The organism is Paenibacillus agri (assembly GCF_013359945.1).
Lineage (GTDB): Bacteria > Bacillota > Bacilli > Paenibacillales > Paenibacillaceae > Paenibacillus_AQ > Paenibacillus_AQ agri.
Genome location: NZ_JABWCS010000034.1, coordinates 1 through 243 on the forward strand (window position 1 = coordinate 1; position 243 = coordinate 243).

A 243-nucleotide genomic window follows, 5' to 3' on the forward strand; every position below is an offset into this window, starting at 1 on the left:
ACATACTCATTCGCCCTATTCAGACTCGCTTTCGCTGCGGCTCCGTCTTCTCGACTTAACCTTGCATGTTAAACGTAACTCGCCGGTTCATTCTACAAAAGGCACGCCATCACCCCTAGATTGGGCTCTGACTTTTTGTAAGCACACGGTTTCAGGTTCTATTTCACTCCCCTTCCGGGGTGCTTTTCACCTTTCCCTCACGGTACTGATTCACTATCGGTCGCCAGGTAGTATTTAGCCTTG

General features: G+C 49.4%; 1 rRNA gene. It reads right to left on the minus strand.

Annotation, left to right across the window (positions count from 1 at the left end):
- Nucleotides 1-243: ribosomal RNA gene (locus tag HPT30_RS00155) — 23S ribosomal RNA — on the minus strand; the annotation flags it as partial.